This is a genomic window from Alcanivorax sp. (genome assembly GCF_014762765.1).
Taxonomy (GTDB): Bacteria; Pseudomonadota; Gammaproteobacteria; order Pseudomonadales; family Alcanivoracaceae; genus Alcanivorax.
In genome coordinates, this window is record NZ_JABURH010000106.1 from 16,192 (window position 1) to 21,473 (window position 5,282).

Sequence of the window (5,282 nt, forward strand, 5' to 3'; positions counted from 1 at the left end):
AGGGTGCTTTCCAGCTTGCGGGCACCAGCGCTGAGAGACAGTTTCGGGGTCAGGCTGACCAGATTGTGCAGATACCAGGCCCGCTGACTTTGCTCCAGTTCCCGGTTGCCGAAACTGGTTTGACTGTCGTAATCGTATTCGTGCAGGTCCAGGCCCAGGGTCCAGTTGTGCACTGCGCTACCGGTAGTGTGCTGGCCTTCCAGTTTGGGGGTGACGCTGACGCTCTCCACCACTGTTTCGCCGAAGCTGCCGCTGGAGACGAATTCAAACGTTTGTTTCTGCCGACGTTTGCTGGCTTCCAGAGTCAGCGCAGTGTTGCCGCGCAAGGCGATGCGCAGGCCCGGCATCAGCCAGTAGTTGTCCTGTTCGGCATCATCGAAGGGCGTGTCGGTTCCCTGCGGGTCGTTGCGAAATTGTGCATCGGTGCGACCGCCGGGCAGGCCCAGCTCCTGGTCTTCGCCGCTGGCGGTGAAATAGGCCTCGATGCCGTCCTGTTGATAACGCACATCGGCAAAAGCGCTGTGGTTGCGCACCTCGTTATTGTCCCGGTAACCGTCGCTGTCCAGGGTGCTCATGGCCACGGCGCCGCTCAGGCCACCCTGGTGGCCGGTGGCGTAGCCGCTGCCGCCCAGGGTGCCGTAGCTGCCGCCGTTGACTTCCAGTCCGGCACTGTTTTCATAGCGGCGGCGGGTAACGATATTGATCACCCCGCCTACGGCACCATTGCCATACAGCGCAGCGCCAGCGCCGGGGAGAATCTCGATACGTTCGATGGCGGCCAGGGGAATGCCGCTGAGTGAAGGGCTGGCCAGATCGATGTTAGAAAGGCGGCGACCATTAAGCAGGATCAGCGTGTTCTGGTTAGCGCCGGCGCCGAAGCCCAATAGATCCAGGCTGGCCTCACTGCCGTTGATGCCATAGAGCTGGCTGGCCTGCAGACCTCCCACCGTATCCAGTACCTCTGACAGGTTGCTGGCGGGCATGCTGGCCAGGGTTTCCCGGTCCAGGGTCAGGGTGCCGGTGGGCAGCTCCCCGGCCAGACTGGGGTGGCTGGCGCCGCTGACTTTCACTGCCTTGAGTTCGTTATCGGCCAGGGTCAGGCCGCTGATGGCAATCAGGCCGACTGAGAGAAGGTGTCGAGGTTGCATCGGTATTCCACGAATCCGGATAAGTGCCCGCTACGATGGCGAAAAACGGCGTTTAATTCCAGTGCTGGCGGGTAAAAGCGTCGGCGAAGAGGCGTTTGTGCAGGGCGGATATCGACAATGGCTCAGATTTGCGTTGCGTGAAACGGCTCATCTGCGGCGAACCATGATGCTGGCAAAGGCAGGTTCTCGCTGCTCGTACCTGGTTGCTCTATAGCAATGTCAGTGCCGAAACCATCTTCCTGTTGGCGGGGACGGCCAGCCCCAGCCGGTCCGCCTGCTTCACCAGCCAGCCATTGATGGCATCGATTTCCGTTTGTGCCCCCCGTTGCCGGTCCGCGCGCATGGAAGAGGTGTTGCCTGCGGTAGCTCGAGCTACGGTGAGCACATTGTCCAGGGAGTGGCCGGGCCATGCCGGGTCCAGCTGTTGCAACACCTGATCCGCTTCCTCGCAGAGCTGTGTGGCCTGTTCTCGCAAGATTGGGTTGTCGCTAATCTGGCCATTGGGCACGTCGTGAAGGGCGGTCAAAGGATTGATCACCGCATTTGCCACCAGTTTGTGCCACTGGCGTGGGCGGATATCGTCTTCCCAGTGCAGGTCCGGCCAGTATTCGGTCAGCGAGACAAACCAGGCTGGCGGGGTGGTGCTGCCTCCCAGCCAGGTGGCATTTTCTGCCACTACCGTGTGGTCCGGGTGCTGACCTTTGACGGCGCTGGTGGTAACGGCCTCTATGAGCTGGCAGCCCGTTGGTAATAAACCGTCCAGGGCACCGATGCCGTTCTGGAAACGCAGTACCCGGGACCCTGCATCAAGATGGTCAGTCACGGCCGCCATCGCTTGGCGGGTATAGGGGGTTTTGACTGCCACCAGCAAATTATCGATATGGTCGGGCAGGGCAGCAGGGTCCAGCACCGGCAACGACAATGCCTGCTGACGTCCGTCCGGCAGCCAGAGGGTCTTTTCCAGTGGTGCCGGGGAGGCGTGGCGAATCACTGTAACGCCATGCCCGGACCGGGTCAGATACCAGGCCGCCAGCGTGCCCATATTGCCGGCACCTAGCAAAAACCAGTGGGGGAGAGTGTTTGGCATGTTGTCCAAAGGTAAAAAATTGATTTTTACCACAGCGGACACAGAGAGCACAGAGTTAACGGGGTATTCTTGTGGGTGCGAAGCAATGACGGACGCTGCCAGGGTCGAGTTGCGAGACGCGAGTTTGGAACATCAAAGCTCTGGAGCTGGGAAAGCCAGGTCTTCGCTACTCGTAACTCGTATTTCGCAACTGGATGGGATTATCGTGCCGCCAGCGACGCTCCTATAGCATGGGGTGGCGTTATCTTCACGTATTGGCAGTGGCCGATACGATACGCCGTTCGCTGAGGGACTGATCCAGCTCTGCCAGGGCCTGCTCGAACATCTGCTCGGCACTGCTGTTGCCTTCGGAGGCGGCGATTGCCATGCTCACCTGCAGGCTCAGGAAGCCGGCGGCGGTTTGGTAGGCTCGATGGTTGAGGCCTTCATAAAGTCGCCGGAAACCGGTGGGGTCGCAGTGGCTCAGCTGGGGCTGCCAGGTGATCAGAGCAAATTGGTCGGTCTGTAACCGACACAGATGATCCATGGGGCGCACCGATTGGCGCAGGCGTCGGCTGAACGCCAATACCCCCTGCTGCATCACCTTGTCGCCGCGCTGGGCACGCAGTGCCTCGAAGTCTTCCAGGCGCAGCATTAACAGACAGGCCGCGCCGCCGCGTTTTTCCGCCTGCTTCAGGGTATTCTGCAACGCGCGCAGGGCATCCTGGCGATTGCCGAAACCGGTAAGCGGATCGATCAGGGCGTGACGTTTGAGCTGACGGTTCACGGTCAGCATGCGCTGGTAGTCGGTCTGCACCCGATTGTGACGCTGGATGATCCGGTCCGCGGCCATGACACGGTGATGCAGTTGCTCGGTCATGGCGGATTTGGAGACAAAGTCGTCCACGCCCTGATCAAAGGCCTGCTGCAGGGCATCCACCCCTTCGCGAGCGGTGAGCAGCAGCACATAGGTATAGCGATTGCTGGCTTCATCGCTTTGACGAATACGGCGGGTCAGCTCCAGGCCGTCCATGCCGGGCATCAGCCAGTCTGCGACAACCAGATCGGCGGGCTGCTCGGTCAATTGACCCAAGGCGTCGTGGGCGCTGTGGGCGTGGCGAATGCGGGTGTAACCGGCAGAGGCGAGGGTACGGTTGACCACCGCCGCCGAGAAGCGGGCATCATCCACAACCAGAATATCGAGTTCCGAGTGACTCATCCGTGTGTTCTTATTGTTGTTATGTCGAGAATCTCGCTCGACTATAGCGGGTTTCTTATTTGATGGAAAATTGTACACGATATGCTGATTTTTGTACTTCCTTGTTTTTTGGTTTCTGTCCTCTGCTCTATCTGTCATTCGGCCGGGGAGCGCTAGCATGTCGATGAATGCCTGGCAGCTTTACCGCCACCCGCGGGTGCTGGTAATGCTTTTCCTCGGTTTTTCCGCCGGACTGCCATTTCTGCTGGTGTTTTCCACCCTGTCAGCCTGGCTGGCGGATGTGGATGTAGACCGGGCCTCCATTGGCTATTTCAGCTGGGTGGGGATCATGTTTTCCATCAAGGTGTTCTGGGCGCCGGTGGTGGACCGCCTGAAATTACCCCTGCTGACCCGTTGGCTGGGTCAGCGACGAAGCTGGTTGGTGGTGGCGCAGATCGGCATTGCGGTTTCATTATTGCTGATGGGGACCACCCAGCCGGTGGGTAATCTGGCCCTGTTTGCCCAGCTGGCCTTGCTGGTAGCCTTTTTCTCTGCCACACAGGACATCTGTATCGATGCCTACCGGATCGATTCCGCCGCCGATGAATTTCAGGGGGCCATGGCGGCCACCTATATCTTTGGTTACCGAGTCGCAATGCTGATGGCTGGTGCCGGGTCTTTCTACATTGCCGATATGGATAGCTGGGGAACGGCGTATCTGGTCATGGCCGTGCTGATGGGAGTGGGGCTCATCACTACCTTTATCGTCGACGAACCGGACACGCCGCCTCGGGATGATTTTGGCAAGAGCCCAGCCCAGTGGATCAACAATGCGCTGGTGCGTCCCTTTGCGGATTTTTTCGGTCGCTATGGCCAATATGCGTTGATGCTGCTGGCGCTGGTGGCGGTGTATCGGATCAGCGATATCACCATGGGCGTCATGGCCAACCCGTTCTATCTGGATATCGGTTATACCAAGAACGAAATCGCCACCGTGGCCAAGTTTTTCGGGTTCTTCATGACCATTGCCGGGTCGGTAATTGGTGGCTTGGCTGTCTCCCGTTTCGGGTTGCTGCGGCCGCTGCTGGTGGGAGCGGTAGCGGTGATGCTGACCAACCTGCTGTTTGCAGTAATGGCCACCTACACCCCGGTAAGTCCGCTGGTGGGCGAGCCGGAAGCCGTGCGCTGGTTTTCCCTGGCGTGGCTGGCTGCGGTGATCAGTGCCGATAACCTGAGCGGCGGTTTTGCCAATGTGGCGCTGATTGCGTTCATGTCCAGCCTTACCAACCGGGCTTTCAGTGCCACCCAGTACGCCCTGTTCAGCTCACTGATGACGTTGCCCGGCAAGTTTATCGGCGGGTTTTCCGGGGAGGTGGTCAAGGGCGCCGGCTATACCGTGTTCTTCAACTATGCTGCGGTGATGGGCATTCCCGCCATCGTGCTGGTCATGATGATGATGCGCCGCAAGAAAAAACTCAGGCAGGCGGCGGTCCGGGAAGAGGCTGGCTCCAGTCTGTGAAGTAGCGGCGGGGGACCTTGTTCCTCATTACCGTCACGCCTTCATCGCTAAGCCGCTGAATCTGTATCTCGCCCGCTGGCGCACCCGCCAGGGCAATCCGCCCGTCGCCGCGCAACACCCGGTGCCAAGGCAGGCGGGTGTCCTTGGGCAACTGGCTCATCAGCCGACCCACAAAACGGGCATGGCGGGGAAACCCGGCTTGCCGCGCCACGGCACCATAGCTGCTCACCGCCCCGGGCGGGATGGCGGCAACGATCTGGTAGACGGCGTCTCGGAAAGAAGGGTCCATAAAGGCAGCTTCAAGCCACAAGTTTCAAGCTACAAGGAAAACATGAAAGAAGACAAAAGGGC

Annotated in this window: 5 protein-coding genes; 1 reads left to right on the plus strand and 4 read right to left on the minus strand. The window is 59.7% G+C overall.

Going from position 1 to position 5,282, the window contains the following annotated elements:
* From HUJ17_RS06360 to HUJ17_RS06370, 3 genes are all read right to left on the minus strand, one after another.
* Nucleotides 1-1,148: TonB-dependent receptor plug domain-containing protein (locus HUJ17_RS06360; protein ID WP_290509897.1), on the minus strand; the 1,148-nt coding region annotated here is incomplete at its 3' end.
* Nucleotides 1,149-1,356: 208 nt separating this feature from the next.
* The gene (locus HUJ17_RS06365) at nucleotides 1,357-2,235 is read right to left on the minus strand and encodes a 2-dehydropantoate 2-reductase (protein ID WP_290509898.1); all 879 of its coding nucleotides are present in this window, start codon (nucleotides 2,233-2,235) and stop codon (nucleotides 1,357-1,359) included.
* Between the two features lie 247 nt (nucleotides 2,236-2,482).
* On the minus strand, nucleotides 2,483-3,433 hold the full coding sequence (locus tag HUJ17_RS06370; RefSeq protein ID WP_290509899.1) for a response regulator: 951 nt from the start codon (nucleotides 3,431-3,433) through the stop codon (nucleotides 2,483-2,485).
* Nucleotides 3,434-3,590: 157 nt separating this feature from the next.
* Here HUJ17_RS06370 and HUJ17_RS06375 point away from each other — a divergent pair, with 157 nt between their 5' ends.
* Nucleotides 3,591-4,931, plus strand: a complete 1,341-nt coding sequence (locus HUJ17_RS06375) for an MFS transporter (RefSeq protein WP_290509900.1) — start codon at nucleotides 3,591-3,593, stop codon at nucleotides 4,929-4,931.
* On the opposite strand, the gene HUJ17_RS06380 is transcribed toward HUJ17_RS06375, so the two are convergent.
* Nucleotides 4,888-5,220 (minus strand): MGMT family protein, encoded by a 333-nt coding sequence (locus tag HUJ17_RS06380; protein WP_290509901.1) that lies wholly within the window; start codon nucleotides 5,218-5,220, stop codon nucleotides 4,888-4,890. The genes HUJ17_RS06375 and HUJ17_RS06380 overlap by 44 nt on opposite strands.
* Nucleotides 5,221-5,282 lie beyond the last annotated feature (62 nt).

Coding starts and splice junctions, on each gene's coding strand:
- HUJ17_RS06370 (WP_290509899.1), bottom strand. CDS start 3,433: ATGAGTCACTCGGAACTCGATATTCTGGTTGTGGATGATGCCCGCTTC.
- HUJ17_RS06365 (WP_290509898.1), bottom strand. CDS start 2,235: ATGCCAAACACTCTCCCCCACTGGTTTTTGCTAGGTGCCGGCAATATG.
- HUJ17_RS06380 (WP_290509901.1), bottom strand. CDS start 5,220: ATGGACCCTTCTTTCCGAGACGCCGTCTACCAGATCGTTGCCGCCATC.
- HUJ17_RS06375 (WP_290509900.1), top strand. CDS start 3,591: ATGTCGATGAATGCCTGGCAGCTTTACCGCCACCCGCGGGTGCTGGTA.